Origin of the sequence: Brevibacillus reuszeri (assembly GCF_001187725.1) — a bacterium.
Classification (GTDB): Bacteria; Bacillota; Bacilli; order Brevibacillales; family Brevibacillaceae; genus Brevibacillus; species Brevibacillus reuszeri.
The window spans coordinates 32,108-50,884 of sequence record NZ_LGIQ01000017.1; the positions used below are offsets into that span (position 1 = coordinate 32,108).

Annotated in this window: 16 protein-coding genes; 7 read left to right on the top strand and 9 right to left on the bottom strand. The window is 48.7% G+C overall.

The genetic code is table 11. The features are described 5' to 3' along the window. Positions 1-58: 58 nt before the first annotated feature. On the top strand, positions 59-1,309 hold the full coding sequence (locus ADS79_RS31625) for an MFS transporter (RefSeq protein WP_049742469.1): 1,251 nt from the start codon (positions 59-61) through the stop codon (positions 1,307-1,309). A 31-nt stretch (positions 1,310-1,340) separates the two neighbouring features. Next, entirely contained in the window at positions 1,341-1,478 is a 138-nt protein-coding gene (locus ADS79_RS35780) for a hypothetical protein (RefSeq protein ID WP_162839559.1), read from the top strand. Positions 1,479-1,545: 67 nt separating this feature from the next. On the opposite strand, the gene ADS79_RS31630 is transcribed toward ADS79_RS35780, so the two are convergent. Further along, the gene (locus ADS79_RS31630; protein WP_049742470.1) at positions 1,546-2,055 is read right to left on the bottom strand and encodes a hypothetical protein; all 510 of its coding nucleotides are present in this window, start codon (positions 2,053-2,055) and stop codon (positions 1,546-1,548) included. A 19-nt stretch (positions 2,056-2,074) separates the two neighbouring features. Continuing rightward, a complete protein-coding gene (locus ADS79_RS31635) occupies positions 2,075-3,154 on the bottom strand; it encodes a M42 family metallopeptidase (RefSeq protein WP_049742471.1) in 1,080 nt (359 codons plus the stop codon). A gap of 161 nt (positions 3,155-3,315) precedes the next feature. Between ADS79_RS31635 and ADS79_RS31640 the strand changes: the two genes are divergently transcribed. Further along, a complete protein-coding gene (locus ADS79_RS31640) occupies positions 3,316-4,137 on the top strand; it encodes a GNAT family N-acetyltransferase (protein WP_049742472.1) in 822 nt (273 codons plus the stop codon). A gap of 69 nt (positions 4,138-4,206) precedes the next feature. Next, positions 4,207-5,487 (top strand): BaiN/RdsA family NAD(P)/FAD-dependent oxidoreductase, encoded by a 1,281-nt coding sequence (locus ADS79_RS31645; protein ID WP_049742473.1) that lies wholly within the window; start codon positions 4,207-4,209, stop codon positions 5,485-5,487. 282 nt (positions 5,488-5,769) lie between these two features. Here the strand turns inward: ADS79_RS31645 and ADS79_RS31650 are convergent, their stop codons facing one another. The 3 genes from ADS79_RS31650 to refZ are packed head-to-tail and all read right to left on the bottom strand — an operon-like array spanning position 5,770 to position 9,083. Beyond that, positions 5,770-5,967 carry a hypothetical protein gene (locus ADS79_RS31650; RefSeq protein ID WP_049742474.1) on the bottom strand — a complete coding sequence of 66 codons (198 nt, stop codon included), beginning with the start codon at positions 5,965-5,967 and terminating at the stop codon, positions 5,770-5,772. 9 nt (positions 5,968-5,976) lie between these two features. Further along, the gene (locus tag ADS79_RS31655; protein WP_049742475.1) at positions 5,977-8,430 is read right to left on the bottom strand and encodes a septation ring formation regulator EzrA; all 2,454 of its coding nucleotides are present in this window, start codon (positions 8,428-8,430) and stop codon (positions 5,977-5,979) included. Beyond that, positions 8,427-9,083, bottom strand: a complete 657-nt coding sequence (gene refZ / locus ADS79_RS31660) for a forespore capture DNA-binding protein RefZ (protein ID WP_049742476.1) — start codon at positions 9,081-9,083, stop codon at positions 8,427-8,429. The genes ADS79_RS31655 and refZ overlap by 4 nt, the downstream gene beginning before the upstream one ends. 200 nt (positions 9,084-9,283) lie before the next feature. On the opposite strand from refZ, the gene ADS79_RS31665 reads away from it, so the two are divergent. After that, positions 9,284-10,108 (top strand): endonuclease/exonuclease/phosphatase family protein, encoded by an 825-nt coding sequence (locus tag ADS79_RS31665; protein WP_049742477.1) that lies wholly within the window; start codon positions 9,284-9,286, stop codon positions 10,106-10,108. 65 nt (positions 10,109-10,173) lie between these two features. Here ADS79_RS31665 and ADS79_RS31670 read toward each other — a convergent pair whose 3' ends face one another. From ADS79_RS31670 to ADS79_RS31685, 4 genes are all read right to left on the bottom strand, one after another. After that, a complete protein-coding gene (locus ADS79_RS31670; protein WP_049742478.1) occupies positions 10,174-11,079 on the bottom strand; it encodes a hypothetical protein in 906 nt (301 codons plus the stop codon). A gap of 122 nt (positions 11,080-11,201) precedes the next feature. Beyond that, positions 11,202-12,197, bottom strand: coding sequence for an MBL fold metallo-hydrolase (locus ADS79_RS31675; protein WP_049742479.1), 996 nt, complete (start codon positions 12,195-12,197; stop codon positions 11,202-11,204). 76 nt (positions 12,198-12,273) lie between these two features. Beyond that, positions 12,274-14,517: a sensor domain-containing diguanylate cyclase gene (locus ADS79_RS31680; protein ID WP_049742794.1), complete on the bottom strand. Its 2,244-nt coding sequence runs from the start codon at positions 14,515-14,517 to the stop codon at positions 12,274-12,276. 206 nt (positions 14,518-14,723) lie between these two features. Further along, a complete protein-coding gene (locus tag ADS79_RS31685; protein ID WP_049742480.1) occupies positions 14,724-15,302 on the bottom strand; it encodes a histidine phosphatase family protein in 579 nt (192 codons plus the stop codon). A 228-nt stretch (positions 15,303-15,530) separates the two neighbouring features. Between ADS79_RS31685 and ADS79_RS31690 the strand changes: the two genes are divergently transcribed. Then, complete coding sequence (locus tag ADS79_RS31690; protein ID WP_049742481.1) at positions 15,531-17,825, top strand: YcdB/YcdC domain-containing protein; 2,295 nt, start codon at positions 15,531-15,533, stop codon at positions 17,823-17,825. 296 nt (positions 17,826-18,121) lie between these two features. Beyond that, a complete protein-coding gene (gene rpsD / locus ADS79_RS31695; RefSeq protein ID WP_049742482.1) occupies positions 18,122-18,721 on the top strand; it encodes a 30S ribosomal protein S4 in 600 nt (199 codons plus the stop codon). Positions 18,722-18,777: the final 56 nt, after the last annotated feature.

Below are 18,777 nucleotides of genomic sequence, written 5' to 3' on the forward strand. Positions count from 1 at the left end.
ACCTCATACTAACCTGGAAACGCTGGAAGTGGTCAGAACGCTTTTGAAGGAGTCGATTATGGAAGCTCACGCTCGCTCTCTTTGGCGAAACAAGCCATATATGCTGCTATTGCTCATCGTTTTTTTCATGCATCTGGCCTCTTATCTGGTCATTCCCGTCTTCCCGGTCTTTTTGCAAAAGGTGCGTACCCTGCATCTGGCTCAGGTAGGCTTTGTGCTTGGCGCAGGCAGCATTGCTTATCAAGTCGGAAGCCTATTGGGCGGTCCGCTGTCCGATCGGCTCGGCAGACGCGCAATGATTGTACTCGGCTCCATGCTTCAAGGCAGCGCAATGCTTGGGTATCATTACAGTCATTCATTCGGCTTGTTTCTGTTCTTTTCTTCCGTAAACGGACTTGGTCTTGGACTGCTCGCCCCTACGATCAAAGCCATGATCGCGGATGAAGTTGACCAGGCGCAGCGAACTGCTGCTTTTTCTTGGCGTGGTATTCTTGCCCACTCGGGAATTATCGTGGCAGGCTTGATTATTTCCTGGATGACTGCTTTGGGACAGCAGCCGTTTTTGATTGCAGCCGTTGTCTTTGCCATGCTGGCTGCCCTCACCTGGTTTACTCTGCCGGACGATCGCTGCGTTGGCCCTGATTGCAAGCGGACACCGCTTTCCGAGTACAAAAACATTTTGACCCACCGCAGCTTTCTGTTGTTTTCAGGTATTACCTTGCTGATTTGGGCACTATACGCCCAGTTTGCGCTGATTTTGCCTCTCCGGGGAGATTACGTGCTGCGCTCTGCCACGTTAATTGGTCTGATCTGGACGATTAATTCGATGAGTGTGGTCATCCTCCAGGGCTTTGTCTCGCGCTTTGTGCTGCAACGGATCAATCCATATATTTCCCTTGCGATTGGTACGACACTGCTCGGTATTGGCCTTACTGCGATGGGCTGGGCAGAGCATTTTATCACACTCAGCGGGGCTGCTATCTTCTTTATTCTGGGTGAAATGCTGTTCATGCCAGTTCAGGATAGCCTAGTTACCCATTTTGCCAAAGAAGAATGGCTGGGTGCTTACTTCGGCTTCTCCAACTTCGTCTCCGGAATCGGAACGGCTCTTGGCACTAGTGTCGGAGGAGCGATGGTAGAGCGACTGGGCGGTGTCGGCAGTCATTCTCCCTGGATTGCTTATGGGATCATCACCTTGTTTTTAGCCGTCGTACTCAGTTTGTTTGCTCTTTATGCCATCTCTCGTCATAAAAGGACGGTAGCACCCGAAACCAAGCTTCGCTCTGGCAGAAAAGAAGGGGCTACCTGACCACTACTTACAGAAAGAAGGAAAGACTTCCATGAAGAAACAGGACGATCAAAGCTCGCGCAATCACCCTCAAGCAGCAAAGCGCAACCATCAGCCCCAACATGTGCAGAACGATGCTCCTGGCTATGGAGACAAAAAATTGGAGGGACCAAATCGACCAGCTACGTAAGCATAGAAAAAGCCATTCTGCTTTCGAACGAGAGCAAAATGGCCTTTTTCGTTTTGTAGGTTGTCGTCTATTTGATCGGCACTAATTTATACGGGAGTGAAAATGATTCTAGTTTGTTCAAAAACGTATCATGTGACTGCTGATCGGGCGCAATTAATTGCAAGTAACGGGTGAAATAAAAGACGATGCGGTCCTCGTCTCCTGCTTTGAGCCGGTAATGGGAAAGCTGTGCGATATCTGTGAGATTGTAAAAATAGTCGTATCGCTCGTCTGTAAGTGCTGTTCGAAATGAACGGCTCACCACGATATCGTTACTGCGATGCTCCTGACTGTTTTCTTTCGTCGCTCCCAGAAAACGAAGAAGCTCACCTGCTTTTTTCGCACCGACCTTTTCCACAAGCATGCTGTCATTGTACTCGATCTCTAGCACTGTCAGCGTGTGACGGACAGACTCCAGCATCGCCATCAGTACTTTGCGTACAGCCAAATTCTCGGTGGCGAATTGGTTGTCGAAGACGTTGAACTCAAATGACGTAGCCTCTCCTTGTTTTCGTGTGTACAAAGTAATGGCATTCACATACGCCACCTCCTTTTCCTTAGCGAGGCAGAATCGATTCCCATGTAGCGCGGTCCAGCTTGCGGATTACCGAGAATAACAGGCGCTTTGCTGCCTCATAGTCTTTTTTATCAATGATAGATGCATGGCTGTGAATATAGCGGGAAGGAATACCGATAACGGCTGATGGTACCCCTTTGCCATGATACTGAACGACACCGGCGTCTGTTCCGCCTTTTGCCACGTAGTACTGATACGGAATTTTTTCTTCCTCGCAGGTAGAAATCAAGAGCTCACGCAGACCGACCGGCATCACATAGCCAGGGTCGTAAATTCGCATTAAAAGGCCGCTACCCAATTTGCCGCCTTCCTCTCTCACGCCTGGAATATCGCTGGCAGGACTTGCGTCTAATGCAAGGAACAGATCTGGATCAATCATGGCTGCAGCCGTTTTTGCCCCGCGTGTTCCAGACAGCTCCTCCTGCACAGTGGCACCTACGTACACTACATTTGGATGTTCTGGACGCTCATGCAGCTCTTTTGCCAGTTCTACTGCCAGGCTGCAGCCATAGCGATTATCCCATGCTTTTGACATGATCCGATCTGGGTTGGCCATCTCCTGAAGCGGGCATACTGGTACGATCTGTTGGCCTGGGCGTATACCGAGACGCTCTACTTCTGCGCGCGAGTCCACCCCGATATCGATGTACATATTACGAATATCCATCGGACGGTTTCGTTGGTCGTCACTGAGGACATGCGGCGGGATAGAGCTGATAACCCCCTCGATAATGCCCTTGTCGGAAACGATTTGTACGCGTTGGGCGAGCAAAACCTGTCCCCACCAGCCGCCGAGTGTCTGGAACGATATAAATCCTTTATCCGAAATACGCGATACCATGAAACCGACCTCATCCATATGACCGGCAACCATGATCTTCGGTCCATTCTCATCCCCGCGCATGACACCGAAGATGCTCCCCAGATTGTCGTAGACGATTTCACTCGTATACGTGCTTATGTATTCCCGCATGATATCACGAACCGGGCCTTCGAAGCCTGCTGCTCCCGGTGCTTGTGTCAAACGATTCCATATTTCTCGTTGAAACGGATTATTCATCGTGGTCAAGCCTCCTCCATCCAATCAGGATGTTTTTCGTCGTCTTCTATTATCGACTTACAACCAACGGGATGCAACCGCCGGAAGCAGGAATGTGCACTCTTTTCCCGAATCTGATTACAGTCTAAACGAGAAAGTGAATGACAGAGGAGGTAGAGATCATGGCAATTGCGATCCGTAAATTAACACAGCGAAAAGAGATCGAGTTGTTAGAGGAATTGGAAGGGAAAATTTGGGACCCAGATGATGCCATCCCGTATCATATGACACTTACGATGTCCAAATTCGGTGGTCTGTTGCTCGGAGCTTTTGACGATGACCAGCTGATTGGATTTTTATATAGCTTCCCAGGCTTTACAAATGGCGAAATCCATCTCTGTTCACATATGCTCGGCTTTTTACCTGAATACCGCAAGCGCGGTTTGGGTGTGCAAATGAAGTGGCTCCAGCTCGACGAAGCGAGGACACAGGGCTTTGCAAAAATTACGTGGACGTACGATCCACTCGAAACCGTTAACGGGGTTCTCAATATCGTCAAGCTTGGGGGAATCGTTCGCACCTTCCTGCCTGACTGTTATGGTGAACTGAATGACGATTTTAATCGTGGGCTGCCAACGGATCGTTTTCTTGTAGAATGGTTCGTCGACAGCAGCCGTGTAAAACGTCATCGGACAGGTCAGGCTGCAAGCCCGCTGTTAGATCATGCACCAGAAGTTCTTCGCTATGAAGTGACAGATGGCATTCCGCGCCCAACCGAGATTTTGCTCCAGCGGGAAGAAGCCGTGCTCCTGCTCCCTGTCCCTGCTCACTTCCAGGATGTAAAACGGGCAGATTTTGAGATTGCTCGTCACTGGCGCGAATGGACCGGTCAGTTGTTCGCTCATTACTTGGCACAGGGCTACGTCGTAACCAGCCTCCAAAGAGACGAAGGTATTGTTCGCTACGTGCTGGAGAAGCAGCCGCTTCACGATATTTTGTCCTGATCGATGTGTTTACGAAGTGATATGTTACAATGGGGGTTGCCCTACCCTAAATAAAAAGGACGAGAACAAATGAATCGAACAGATTACGATGTCATAATCATTGGCGGCGGTCCTTCTGGCCTCATGTCTGCCATCGCTGCCTCCAGTCAGGGGGCACGTGTTTGTCTGGTGGAAAAAGGCTCCAAGCTGGGACGCAAGCTGATTATTTCCGGTGGCGGTCGCTGCAACGTGACCAATGCCAAGGAACAAGATGAGCTCATCAAGCAAATGCCAGGAAATGGCCGCTTCATGTATAGTGCTTTGGCGCAATTTGGCAACCGCGACATTATGCGCTTTTTCGAGGAGCTGGGAGTTGCCTTGAAAGAGGAGGATCGCGGAAGGATGTTCCCGGTAACAGATAAAGCCGTGACAGTTGCCCAAGCCCTGATCGATCTGTTAAAACGCCAAGGCGCAACCATCCTGTTAAACAGCTCCGTCAAACAGGTTCTTTATGACGAGGAACGCGTGACAGGCATCTTTCTGGAGTCTGGAGAGGAGCTGACCTCCAGGTGTGTCATCATCGCTGTTGGCGGCTGCTCAGTACCACAGACTGGCTCCACAGGCGATGGCTATGCATGGGCAAAAGCAGCAGGACATACAATTACCGACCTGTACCCGACTGAGGTACCGCTTACTGCAAATGACGCCTGGATCAAGGACAAATCCTTGCAGGGTCTCTCACTTCGGGACGTCGAAATGACCTTGTTTGCTCCTAATGGCAAAAAAATCAACACGCAGGATGGCGATCTGATCTTTACCCATTTTGGTCTTTCCGGGCCTGCTTCTCTACGGATGGGTCACTATGTCTCCATTTCCCAGCGCAAGTATGGAGCAGTGCCGCTCTCGCTCACCATCGATCTGATGCCTGCTAAAACAGCAGATGAAATCGCAAAAGAAAGCTGGAGTCTATTAGAGGAACAGCCGAAGAAGGCCGTGAAAAATGTCCTCAAAGGCTATCTTCCTGAAAGAATCATTCCTTTGTTGCTCTCTCTGTCATCCATCGCAGAAGAAACGACTCTTAGCCATATGAAAAAGCAGGAATGGTCTCTGCTTGCGAAAACGATCAAAGCTTTTCCATTCACCATCACTGGCACTCTTTCGCTGCAAGAAGCCTTTATTACAGGTGGCGGAGTGAGCGTCAAAGAGATTGACCCGAAGACGATGGGCTCCAAGCTCAAGGCGGGTCTGTATTTCGCAGGGGAAGTGATGGACGTCCATGCGCACACGGGTGGCTACAATATTACAATTGCCTTTTCCTCGGGACATGCCGCTGGGACATCTAGTGCAAAAGAATCATTAGGAATTTTTTAAAAGATTTTAGGTTTAAACCTGTTTTAATAGGGGAAACTAGTAAGTAAGGTACTCTTTTTCCACAAGAGTGTACCAGCACCTTGCTCCCCCCTAGTTGTAAGGTGCTGGTCATGACACCTTTACTCCCTTTTATCTTCCCTAGATGGAGTGTCGCCCTGGTGAGCGGCGCTTCTTTTTTTTACCCGTTCACGTGATCAACTGCTGTAAAAAAACACCCGATGCGACAAGAACGGCTTCAGGTAGTGAAGTCCTTGTTCGCACGGGTGTTTTCTCGATTCTAGATTAACTAACAAATCGGTATAGGTACGCGAAGCCTGCCAACAGAAAGGTAAAGCCGAGGATAAAAAACGTATTGGCCCTTTGCTTTACGCGTTTTTCATTGCCTTGAAAAGCAGCCTTCATACGTGTCTTCCAGCGGTTTGTACGCGGTTGAAGCATAAGCACAATCCCCATAACCATTAAAAAGATGGGAAAGTACATGGACGTCGATCATCCCTTCTTTTTGCGACGCAGCAGCCAGCCAGACTCTTCCTCGACTGGTGCCCCTTCTACAACAAGACGAGCATCTTCAGCAAGCTGGTAGCTTTCCGCAAAGGCAAGCTGTCTAAAGGACTGCTCCGCCTTGGTCAATAGCTCGTTTACTTGACGGTTTTGACGACGATAACGGTTTGTATACTGAATGGCTCCCTCAGCCAGCTGGCAAGTCGCAATGATTCGCTCCGCCATTTTTTCCGTCTCTTCAACCAGATCATTCGCATCCTGTATCAGTATCGCCACTTCCTCCAAATCGTAACGATATTCCTCCATGATGCCCTGAACGCGAGCAAGCGTTTGAATAATTTCTTCAAACATGTACTTCAATTGGTCAGGAATGCCCGGGAGATAGCTGCGCTTGATTTGCTGACGGATACGAACGAGCGTATTGGAGATGCGCTCCAGCTCGTCCAAAGCGTCATCCTCGGTTTCGATTACCAACAGATCTGGCTCCTCAGCTGGCTGTACAAACTCTTCCTGATTGGACGTTAGCTTCGGAATGACCAGCTCGTATTCCTCTTCTTCGTACACAGGCGACTCTTCTATCACAGGATTTGTTTCAACCGCACTGCTTTGCTGTTTCGTTGTGGCTGGCGCTACAGCTGGGGTTTTCTTTGACTGCTGTACTGCCTGAAGCAAAACAAGTCTTTCTGCCTCACTCAGCTCAGTAGTGCGAGCTGAGGAATCCTCTACAGGCTGTGACCAACTGTCTTTCTTGCGTGTCGTTTCCAGCTCGACTGGCAGTTCTATGTCCTTATCCAGCGTAGGCAGGCTTGCTTTTTCACGCACTTCTGGCTTTTCCTCTGCCACGAGTACCTGCTGCTCTTCATACAGCACAGTATGATCGGGCTGCTCGCGGAGCTCGAATTGCTCTTCTGCAAACGCTTTTGGTACTTCCACATCAACAGGTGCTACGGCAGAAGCCGCTATTTGTTTTTTGGCGACAAGGCCTTCATCAATCGTTTGGTACGTCGTGTCAATCAGTACCTCAAACGCCTTTTGATGGGTAACCAGCGTCTCCAGACTGCCTTCTTCCAACGCACTTTTCGCAGCAGTAAGCAGCTGCTTTGCTTGTAACAGGGCATTTTCCAAAGCGTCCTGGTTGAAATCATAGCCATCCCGGACTGCTTGATCAATTCCGGCTTCCAACTGCTTGAACTCTTCCGGCATTTCTTTTTTCACACGATGCACGAGTGTTGGGATCTGCTCCATGGTGCCGTTGATTCGCTCCAGCAGTTGCTGTGCCTTCAATGTCGTATTGTAAGCCTGGAGGTCATCACCTGCTGCTCGTGACGTTTTGATCATGCTACGCATCGTTTCAACTTCATCCAGTGATGATTTCAGCTCGTGAAACGACAGGCCATATTCCAAGCGCAAATCAGACAAACGGCGCTCAATCTGCTCGACCAGCTTGCCGATCTCAGGAATGACCACTTTGTTTTCCTGTTTGGTGACGGCTACCTTTGTTGTATCTGATTTCAGATCTGTTAATTCCTGTTCAATCTGGGTCAACGTCTCTCTTGCTTCATCCAGCATTCCCAAAGCGAGAGAAAAGCGGAATCGATCGCACGCTTCCTCTGCATCCAAAATCATCATTTCCACATCAGGAATACGGTTGCGCAGCAGGTTTTCTTTTTGATCCGCGAGATGGTGGTAGCGAACCTCAGTGGTACCGCTGGAACGGCGCATTGGCTTGTCGACTTCGATTACATTGATCTTTTCAACCAGCTCTTCCTTCCAATCCTCCACTTCATCCACTTGCGCAAAAATCGAACGTCTGCGGATCATCGCATAGATCAAGCCGATTGACAGTCCTGCAAATACGGCTCCAATCGCATAAATCCACCAAGGAATGCCTCCAAATAGCGAATCGGACTCCTTGGGTGCTTCTTTCGTTTCCTTCTCTGCGTCCGTAGCCGCTGCTTGTCCTGGCTTGCTCTCCAATCGGTTGATTTCCGCGTATACTTCTGTAATCAGTGTTTGGATTCCGGTCAAATACTGTTTCTGGTTGCGGAAAGGCTCATAGTACGAAGTGATCTTCTCCTGAAGCATTTCCTCATTGGCCCCTTTTTCTTTCAGGGCGGGTCCCGCAAATATCCCCAGCTGCTCTGTCTCCATATTGAGCACGACCATGAGAGCATCATCAGGCAAATTGTAGTTATCAAACAGCTTAGTAGCATAATCCTGGGGGGTATCTGCTTCGGGGGAAGTGTTCTCTACCACTACAACCTTGTATGTTCCAGGCGCATCCTTGAGCGCTGCCTCGAATTTCGTAATCTCTTCTTTTTTCAGGTATTTGTCAGAGTCCTGTACGATTTGGTCTGTTTTATCTGGAAATGGTGTGGCAAAGGCTGGATTCGTATATAGCAACATGCCTGCCAAACAGAGCATGAATAGTTTTCGTTTCACTTGTTATACAACCCCTTAGTGTATTCATTCATGGGAGGGTAGTCCTGCGAGTCTTTTGGAAGTAAGCACGCCTCTAAATAGCTCATGGCTGAAGCTTCCAGCCACAGAACAAACTCCTCATCGGATGGCTCCAAATCATAAACCTGGCGAACCATTTGCGGTTGCAAAAATGGATAATTCATAAGGCTACCCAGAGCCAAAACGACCCGGTCAACCGATACGGACAAAAAATCGCCAGAAGCGATCCCGCACTCAATGACATGCGACAGACCGTGTTTCCAACGACTAATATACAGCGTAAGCACTTCCCGAGCCAACATAGACTCCACACTCAGCTCTCTTTGTATTAGCCTCGTGATAGCGGCATGCTCCGTTTGAAAGCTCACATAGAGATGAACCATTTGCGCTAGCTGCTGGTATGAGGTAGCATCCCTTTGTGTTTCTACCAGTTCTTCCACGTGTCGAAATAAAGTCTCGAAATAGGAGGCTGTCAAGGTTTCCAGCACACCCTGTTTCCCATGAAAGTGATAGGAAATCAATGCGGAGTTTACCTGAGCCTCCTTAGCAATATGTCGTACAGACGTCCCTTTGTAGCCATGTATGTCAAACAGCTTGGCAGCCGCAGACAAAATTCGTAATTTGGTTTGATCCATTGCCTTTCCTTCCCTCCTGTTCCGGTTTTAAGAAAACGGACCAGACACCAAGGCCAGTCAGGCATCCTTCCCATTGTACAGATTGTTCGACGCAAAAAGATAGTCCTGTTGTATGTTCGACAAAGTTTTCCAGTATTCCTCCTACCTATCAAGGCGCTATGATAAAAAAAACAACCTTTTCAAGAAGCGGAGGTGATTCCTTGCGCAAATTCTGGTTGCCACTTGTCTTGTTGCTTTTGTTCATCCATTTTTCGCAAGGAACAACGCTTGTCCACAATTTCGCTTCCTCTACGCCTGCTGTTACTAGTTATTACGTAGATCGACTGCAAGTCGTTACGTACAATATTCGCGGCTGCCGGGATGATCAGGGACATGCCGACCCTGAAAAGGTCGTAGATGCCCTTCGACCTCTTTCCGCAGATGTCATCGCCTTGCAGGAAGTGGACAATACCCTTCCACGCTCGTCCTTTGTCAATCAGGTCGCCGTCATTGCGAGAAGCTTGAACATGAATTATGCCTTTGCCCCATCCATCGATTTTCTTTTTGGCACGTACGGAAATGCGGTGCTGAGCAAATATCCGATCCTGCATGCAGCTTCCACGCCGCTGCCAGCAACCAGGGAACCACGCAGCCTACTCGATGTCACCCTGGATTGGTACGGGTCACCGCTTCATGTATATGCAACACATCTGGGTGTGAAAGCGTCCGAACATCCTGAACAAATCAAATCTCTCTACTCTTACTTGCAAAAAAAATCTTCAGAAACGGGCGTATTGCTCGGTGATTTTAATATGTATGCGGACAATTCCTTGCTTGATTCCGTGCGCAGCCTGCTTCAAGACCCGCTGTACGAAAAACACATCGTGCTTGGTACCTTGAAAAGCAAACAATCGCGAAAGGAGATCGATCATATTTTTCTTTCGCATGACCTGCAGTTTCTACAGGCTACTGCTCCCCGGATTGGACCATCCGATCATTATCCCGTCCTCATGGAGATTGCAAGGCGGGCGACCAAATTAGCTTAGCAAACCTGCATAAAAAAGACGCTGGCTTTCCGCAGAAATGAAAGGAAAGTGAGCGTCTTTTCTCGTTAACCTTCTGTCGGTCGTTCAGCAGGTGTAGGAAGCGGTTGTACCCTTCCATAATTTTGCAGGAACGTCTCCACTTGCGAATGCTCGTGAACACGCTGGTTGTTTAAATCATACACGGAGCGAATTGACATAGTCAAATTGGTTGGAAGCATGCTCTTTTTATTGTAGTAAATGGTATAGTCGGCTTCCACATTCATTTGATCGACAATCTCATTTACATCTGGTTTGGCTTTTGATTGAATGGAGGGTCCTGCCTGTTTGGCATGCGTTTTCTGCCAGGCACCATCCGAGAGCGCCATTGCCAGCTTTAATTTAGGCTTATGCTTGAAATCAGGTGTTGACTGAATACTCGCCGCTGACGCAGTCTGCTCTCGCATTTGCGTTGCCAGCCAGGTTTTCAGCTTTGCGGAATCGAGTGTAATCCGGATGGCTTCCACATCATCATTCGGATTTTCATCCGGCAATGTCCGAACATTTTTCTTCATCTCATCCATTTGCTGAAACGAGAAAATCGGACTCCAGTTATTTAGCTCTTGCTGTAGCGCCACATTTTTGGGAGCGACGCTTTTCCAATCGTGGTCATTGCCTTCCTTGGCATACAGCTTGTCTCCTTGATGTAAAAGGGACAAGGTGTCTACCCGCTTTTCGTCCGGTACCGATAGCTTTACCTTCATGTATACGGCATCGCCATCTTTCCGGCCTGAAAAGTTGACCATATTGGCATTGGCGCTGTTCTCCGTCAACAGCTTGGTGCGGCCATAAAATGCATAGGACTGTTGCGTGGAAAATTGATCGCGTACCTGATCGTAGGCAGAACCCGCATTTTGCTTGACTCCCATATGCGTGCAGCCAACCAGTGCGGTGCATAACAAAGTCATCATACAAAGCGTCCAACGCTTATGCATAGTTGCCCTCCTTCCGCGTAATCGGCAGACCCTGTCGGGTACCTGCAGGCGGTCTCGTCCCCTTTATCGTTTCCGGGGAGTAAAGGGCTTATTCTGTTGGTTGGAGGGCAACCACCAATCGCTTACAAATGGTAGTACAACATTCCGTTTTGCTCACGCACCTCTACCTGATGCAAAATGGTGAGCAGATCGATATGGCCAAGCGTTTCTGAGAGAGTCAGGGGGAGCTCTTTTTCATACAGCGTAGGAAAGAGCATAGCAGTCAACTCATACGCTGATTTTTCTCCGTCGGCAAGCATGCGGCGCAGCGTATCGGTCCGCTCCCAGTTTTTTTGCAAGCGCGAGAGCACCAATTCCCGATGATTCGTCACCGGCTCACCATGCCCGGACAACACCAGATCAATTTCCTGGTCCGCACACATCTGCAAGGCTGTTCGATATTGTACGAGCGTCAACGGTCTTGCCCCGGATCGATCCCGTGGCGGCTCAATGAACGCGTTGGAGGAAATGTGCTTGATAATGTGATCACCGCCGAGCATAACCCGATCCTTTTCACGGTATAACGAGAGATGGCTTTGGCTATGACCGGGTGTATACAGTACCTTCCATTCAGACAAATGTGGAACTATCTGCTCATGACGCAGTAAACCGTCAATTCTGCTTGGCTCTGAGAAAGTTTTCATCAGCTGATGAAATTTTTGGATGATAATCAGCTTCTCTTCTGGGACGCCTGCCTTTTTGTACAGCTCTGTGAAAAATTGATCGTGAAAAGCAATGAAATCTTCATCCTGCTCGACATAAGGAGCAGCAAGCGGATGAGCCAGTGTCGTTGCACCAGATGCTTGTCGCACCTTTTCTAACAAGCCACAATGATCGACGTGATGATGCGTCAAGACTACCTGCTCAATGTCCTCTACCTTGTAGCCAATGGAAGCAAGGCCTGTTGTAAGTGCCTCCCACGCTGCTGCTGTTAATGGACCGACATCCACAAGCGTCAGCTTTTCTCCCTTTACCAAATACACATTGACTGCGCCTACATTGAACGGAGTTGGAATCTCCAAACAGAATACGTCCTGGGCCATTTCGGTGGCGATCGTGCCTATTCTACCTGCTGTCATCTTTATTTTTCACCCAACCTTCTTCTTGCACGATTTTTATGCTGCACGAAAAGAGAAAAGAGCCACTGATCTGGCTCTATGCTAGTACCACTTGATTTCTACCTGAATTTTTCGCTTCGTATAACGCCACATCCGCCTGATGGAACAGCGCTTCTACGCTAAGATTCACATCGAGCTCCTTGTTCCATTTGGCAAGGCCGCATGAAATGGTAACTCGCGGGGAGGTCTGCTGCTCTACGCACTGCCGAATCCGCTCTGCAACGGTATGTGCTGTTGCCTTGTCCACCTTGGGGAGGTACACAGCAAGCTCCTCTCCGCCCCAACGCGCCGCAATATCCGTATCACGAATACTATGCCGAATCAAATCGGAAACCTGAATCAATACCTCGTCCCCTACCTGGTGACCAAAGGTGTCATTCACCGTCTTGAAGAAATCGATATCAATTAAAATCAACGAGCCATACCCGTCTTTTTCCAGTGATGACCTGACTCGTTCATTCAAATGCCTGCGCGTGAACAGCCCTGTCAGGTTATCCGTAATCACCATACGCTCCATCTCGTTATGAAGCACTGCATTGGTCATCGCTAGACTCGCGTGTTGTCCGAATATTTCGAGGAGCTTGTAGTCGTCAAAACTAAAAAAATGATAGCGTGAATCAGCAACTAAAAGCACCCCACTAACTTCTCCCTCGACAACAAGCGGTACGCCCATAAGCGAAGAACAAGGCATCAAGGAAAACGGCAACGGTCCAGCGCCAGGCTGAGCTAAAAGCAATGCCTGCTTGTTTAAAAGTATTTCCTGAAATGGCTTTTCTGAAGCTTCAATGCTCATGCCATTATACGCAGGAATGGATGACGAAAGGACTTGAAAACTGTCTTCCCCTGGTGTCTTGTTTAAAATCGCACAAAACTCTGCGTCAAAGGTCGCCCGCATCATGGTGGTCACAAAGTCCAAAATCTCCTTCAAATTGAGACTTCGGTTCAACTGCCTCGCCATTTCGTTGATCAAGCGTAGCTCACGAATCAAATTACGTGACTGCTGGTATAGTTGTGCATTTTCAAATGCCGTCCCAGCCGTATCAGCCAAAATCGCGATGTAGTTTGTTTCGTGCTGACTCAAGGAAACCAACTGATCGGATGTCACCTGCAAAACGCCGTATATCCCCTGCTTGCCCAGCAATGGCGCTGCAATGACAGTTACTTGATGGTCGCCAGCTGTGATCTCATCAACAACCAGCCTGCCTTCCAAATACGCCTTTGTACTCGTTGACGGCTCCTCCTCATGAAAGGAAAGCTGCTTGACCGGAGTCGTCGCATTCGGTTCTACCGTCAGGAACAGTTCGACCGATAAATACGGATAAAGGATAGGGATGCTTGTCACAATCTCGTGCAGGACATCATTCACATCAATCGACGCCTGGATCTTGGACATAAGCTGGTAAAGCAGGTCCTTTTTGCTCGCTTCCCGGCGCAGATCATCTGACAGCATGGCTCGCCACAGTGCACAGCTCGCTTTACCACTCACCTCTTGCAAAAAAGCAACATCCCGTTCGTCGTACTTGTAATCCATCTCGTCCGGGGACAAATGCAAAAAGAGTGCGTATAGCGGACTGTCATTCATACTAATCGGAACGACTACGATTCGATTGTTATCAAGCACCGCAGGAGTGACCGGACTCACACCAAAGCGAGAAACCAAATGGGTAATTTGAATCAATCCAAAATCGACTTCTTGTGTAGTTACAAATTCTTGGGGAATCAACAAGCCATTCTCCGAAAGCCTCACTGCCGAGCAATATCCTTTTTGAATGATCTCACTGATCTGGCTCGTTAGGCTTTCCAGCAATTCTCGAGTGGTGTCATGCAAGGTCAAATCCATAACGATTTGGCTGGTTACATGCTGGATGTATGCGTCATAACCCATTCGGATCAACGGCTCCAATCCTCGCATGTACGAAGTAAGGTCGAAATCGATCTCCGCTCGTGGAGTTACCATCCCGACCACTGCACGTATCTGACCGTCCTGCTCGCGCAAAGGAAATGCTCCAAAGACAAGCGTATCGTTGCTATCGTTTTGCACGACGATCTGCCTCGTGCTAATTGCCTCCATGACGTATCCATTCAATTCTCCACTCGGTGGAGAATCCTTTCGCAGTTGAAGCTCTTGAGGGTTCCATGATTGACCAACCTGCATCTCTATGATGTTAATTACACGGCCCCCGGAATCTGTCAAGAAAAGGATGCCTGGGCGCTTTTCCGGCCAAGACTGCAAAATAAAATGGGCCGTGTAGGAAAAGACTGTCTCTAACTTCCCCAACATTTTACTTGACACGAGAAACTCCCTCTCTCAGCATTTTCTCAACGTGTAAGAAAGTTATAGCTCCCTCACCCTTGTGAAAGTATTTTTGCTTAATCTTTCCGGAACGCATGGTATAGCAAGTTACCTTTTGCGTACACTTCGGCATTTCACTTCGGTGACCATTTCGATAAAGCGGGAGCACACACTACTGAACTGCAAACCGTTTTTTAAGCTTCCAAATGGTCTGTCTCATTCACATGCAAGACATTCCAAAAATCTGTGTAGCGGAATTTCGTTATCCCGGTATTGTCGATACGGGTAATTCCAGTCCCTTGCTCACCTGATGTGACAAAATGTAAAAAGCTGTTGATAAGCCCGCCATGAGAAACAACGACAATCGTCTCGTTCGGATGAGCTTTCGCCAGCTCAGTCAAAGCAGATACAGCACGCTTCTGCATGCACTCAAACGTTTCAATTCCGCAGGCTGCCTCATCCTGGTTCTCAAAACGAGCGCGAATCTCCTCGTAAGTAAGCCCCTCCCACTGACCATAGCAACGCTCGCGCAAGGTGTCATGTGTCGAGACTGTAAAATTGAAAGGTTGGGCAATCCTTGATGCCGTTTCACGTGCACGACAGAGGTCACTCGAGTAGACAGCGTGGATCTTTTCGCCTCGAAACCTGCCTGCCACCTGCTCTGCCTGGCGTAAGCCCAGCTCATTTAACTCTATGTCGCTGTGTCCTTGAATGCGTCGGACAGAATTCCAGTCCGTTTCTCCGTGGCGAACGAGATACATGATGGTTTCCAAGACGACTAATCTCCTTTGATAGCAAACTGTGGATAGTACTCTTTATTATATAAGAAGCATGTACACAATTCTAGATTGATCCATAAAACATTTGGTACAAAATTCCTATATCTTCAATACCTTCTGAAAAGCCCGGACACATTTTTCCTGTAATGGATGAAACGAACGTAAACTTTTACTCGTCAGAGGTGATAAGAGAAACATACTGACATCGTTGGAGGGGTCCACATGAAACCATGGTTTGTACGATCAAGCTCAGTTCTTTTAACCGCAAGTCTCTTGCTACCTATTGCACACGCGCAGGCACAAACGCCTTCTACTTCAACCAGCAAAGTTGCAACCGGCACCACGCAGGGGGCTGGCAATCTTCTGGCAGCAACAAGCAATGTGAAGCTCTCCAAGGAGGCAGCTCTTGCTATCGCAAGCAAGCTCGTTCCGACAAGCGGGCTTGAGCTGTCCAACGTCTCTTTGCGCTCATCCGATTCGTGGCGCACATTTCCAGAGTGGTCCTTCAGCTGGGTCAAAAAGGAAGCCAACAGCGAGGATATCAAGCTGTCCTATAACATCAGCATTCACGCTGATACGGGTGAGCTAACCGGCTATTCCCGCTATGATCGCAGTGCTTCCAACCTGCCGTATGCAAAGCGCATCTCCTATCAGGAAGCAAAAAGCCAGGCACAGAGCTTCCTTGAGAAGTACAATGCCGGCAAAGCAGAAGAGACGCGCTTGTATTTACGAGATATGCCAGAGCCCAAAACACCTTTGAACAATGACATCTCCTACAACTTCCGCTTCGTCCGCCTGGTCAATGACGTCCTGTTCCCGGACAACGGGGTTGACATCTCGGTAAATGGTGCAGGTACGGTTATGAATTATTCTCTTTCCTGGAATGACGTCGATTTCGAAAAAGCTTCGAATCTCATTTCCGAAGATGAAGCAGAAAAGAAGCTGTTCGAGATTACTAACCCAACTCTCTCTTACCTGTTGCCTTGGGAGCGTTCAGGAGCGGATCGTAACAAGCCGGTGCTGGGCTATTTGAATCCATTTACAATATACGTGGATGCAACCGATGGGACCGCCTTGAGTTCATCCCTGACTCCACGCACCTCCAATAATGATCCGGTTCCCGCCAGCACCAAGAAGCTGCCGGCTCGTCACTCAGGCAAAGCTCTCTCTCAGGATGATGCTGTCAAAATGGCTACCTCCTTATTCGATCTCTCCGATTACAAGCTGAGAGCCAGCAACTACAGTGAAACGGATTATCGCGGCAAGCGTCCTGTCTGGAACCTGGAGTTCATCAGCGAGAACAAATCGGACGCTCGCTACGCTTACGTATCCATTGACGCAGCAACAGGTGATATCTACTCCTATAACAAGGATCTGCCGCTCTCATCGGAAAAAGAGAAATCTACGAAAAAGCAAAGCCCTCAAAAGCTCAACGAAAAAGCAATGGAAGCCATCCGCAAATGGACGCCTACCTCTGCCAATGTGCTGTATCTCAATGACAACAATGCTGGGCAAGAGGAAATTTACAATTCAGATCGCTATTCAGTCAGTTTCTCCCGATATATTGGAGAGATTGCGGCAGCAACCGGTTCTGCCTACTTCACATTTGACGCTGAGTCAGGTGAAATCCTGTCTTACACAACGGATATTGGCAGCGAGACTTACCCAGAACAGCCACCAAAGCATATCTCCGCCGAAGAAGCGATTGACACCTGGTGGAAGGAAGCCGAAGTCGAGGCTGTCTACATGCTCGCACCTGTCAGTCCCGAGGATCAAAAAAGAATGCAGCAGCAGCCAAACTATGTTCCTAAGCGTAGCGCCAAGCTCGTCTATCGCGTGACCACAACTCCTCTGGATCAGCCTTATTTCCTGGATGCTGGCACAGGTGAATGGCGTTCATTCGCTTCCGGCAAAAACCTCAGCCTACATCGTGCAGCTCCCGAAGATCTCAAGGGACATCCTGCCGAAAAAGAATTGATGCTGATGTATGAGTATGATGCACTCTCACTGGAAAACGGAAAGATCATGCCACAGAAGCAGATTACGCGCGGTGAAATGATCGAAATGCTGATAATCAGCCTCAATCAAGGCCGTTATTATCCAATGTACGCAGCTGATCGAAAAGCTACGTATAGCGACGTTGCCAACGGCTCCCGCTACTTCTCTGCGGTCGAGGCTGCCGTCGATCGCGGACTCCTCGACAAAAATGCATCCAAGTTGAATCCGGATGAAGCGATCAATCGCGAAGAGCTCGCTGATATGATTGTACGTGCTCTTGGTTACAGCAAGCTTGCCGATTATTCCGGCATGTTCCAATCCCAGCTCACCGATATTGCGAACACAAAGCACCGCGGCTCAATCGTGATCGCGACGACTCTTGGCATCGTGCCGACAGATAAGCAAAAGTTCGAGCCACAGGCTACTGTGTCGCGCGCTGACGCTGCCATCACCTTTACACGCTTCCTTGAAAAACGAGGAGAGCAGGATAACGGACCGGTCCTTTTCCGCGAACAATAAACATGCGCATGCAAAAGGCCATCCAAGCCACTGCTGGCAACGGATGGCCCTTTCTTTTTTCTTGACTTTCAGATGCCTATCCGAGTATTATTTATTGTATGTGTACAGGGTAGCATTGATTGTAGGTAAAAACGGAAGGATACATCCTCTTAGTTCCCTCCCTTTCAGGCAGCGGCTGAACTACCTGTGAGGAGCACGATGCGGAAACGCTACCGTCTGAAGTTCGTGTAGATAAAGTAGGAACTAACCTGCCGGAAGTAAACACCTGCGAATCCATATTAAAGGAGAATGAAATTATGTCACGTTACACAGGACCTCGTCACAAACTGGCCCGTCGTCTGGGTATCTCCCTCGATGGTACAGGCAAAGACATCAAACGCAACTATCCTCCTGGTCAACACGGTCAAAACAACCGTCGCAAACTGAGCGAGTATGGTCTTCAGTTGCAAGAAAAGCAAAAGCTGCGCCACATGTTTGGCCTTAACGAAAAACAATTCCGTCGCACTTTCGACCATGCTAACAAAATGGCTGGCGTAGTGGGCGAAAACTTCATGAAATTGCTGGAATCCCGCCTGGATAACGTAGTTTACCGTATGGGCTTTGCACCAACTCGCCCTGCTGCTCGTCAGCTGGTAAACCATGGTCACTTCCTGGTAAACGGCAAAAAAGTGAACATCCCATCCTACCGTGTACAACCGGGTGATGTGATCACTATTCGTGAGAAGTCCCGTGGTCTGCAATTGATTAAGGACTCCCTGGAAAGCCGCAACTTCCTGCCGAACTACATCACATTCAACGATGCTGCAGCTGAAGGTACCTTCACTCGTCTCCCAGACCGTGAAGAAATGCCAGCTGAAATCAACGAAGTTCTGATCGTTGAGTTCTACAGCCGTTAATCGTTTGAGGATAAAAAGAGTAGCGCCGCTCGTCGGCCTGCTCTTTTTTGTTTTTC

Bases quoted from the DNA above. Each gene is read 5' to 3' on its own strand.
- ADS79_RS31625 (WP_049742469.1), top strand. From the start codon at position 59: ATGGAAGCTCACGCTCGCTCTCTTTGGCGAAACAAGCCATATATGCTG.
- ADS79_RS35780 (WP_162839559.1), top strand. From the start codon at position 1,341: ATGAAGAAACAGGACGATCAAAGCTCGCGCAATCACCCTCAAGCAGCA.
- ADS79_RS31635 (WP_049742471.1), bottom strand. From the start codon at position 3,154: ATGAATAATCCGTTTCAACGAGAAATATGGAATCGTTTGACACAAGCA.
- ADS79_RS31640 (WP_049742472.1), top strand. From the start codon at position 3,316: ATGGCAATTGCGATCCGTAAATTAACACAGCGAAAAGAGATCGAGTTG.
- ADS79_RS31645 (WP_049742473.1), top strand. From the start codon at position 4,207: ATGAATCGAACAGATTACGATGTCATAATCATTGGCGGCGGTCCTTCT.
- ADS79_RS31650 (WP_049742474.1), bottom strand. From the start codon at position 5,967: ATGTACTTTCCCATCTTTTTAATGGTTATGGGGATTGTGCTTATGCTT.
- refZ (WP_049742476.1), bottom strand. From the start codon at position 9,083: ATGGATCAAACCAAATTACGAATTTTGTCTGCGGCTGCCAAGCTGTTT.
- ADS79_RS31670 (WP_049742478.1), bottom strand. From the start codon at position 11,079: ATGCATAAGCGTTGGACGCTTTGTATGATGACTTTGTTATGCACCGCA.
- ADS79_RS31675 (WP_049742479.1), bottom strand. From the start codon at position 12,197: ATGACAGCAGGTAGAATAGGCACGATCGCCACCGAAATGGCCCAGGAC.
- ADS79_RS31680 (WP_049742794.1), bottom strand. From the start codon at position 14,517: ATGTTGGGGAAGTTAGAGACAGTCTTTTCCTACACGGCCCATTTTATT.
- ADS79_RS31690 (WP_049742481.1), top strand. From the start codon at position 15,531: ATGAAACCATGGTTTGTACGATCAAGCTCAGTTCTTTTAACCGCAAGT.
- rpsD (WP_049742482.1), top strand. From the start codon at position 18,122: ATGTCACGTTACACAGGACCTCGTCACAAACTGGCCCGTCGTCTGGGT.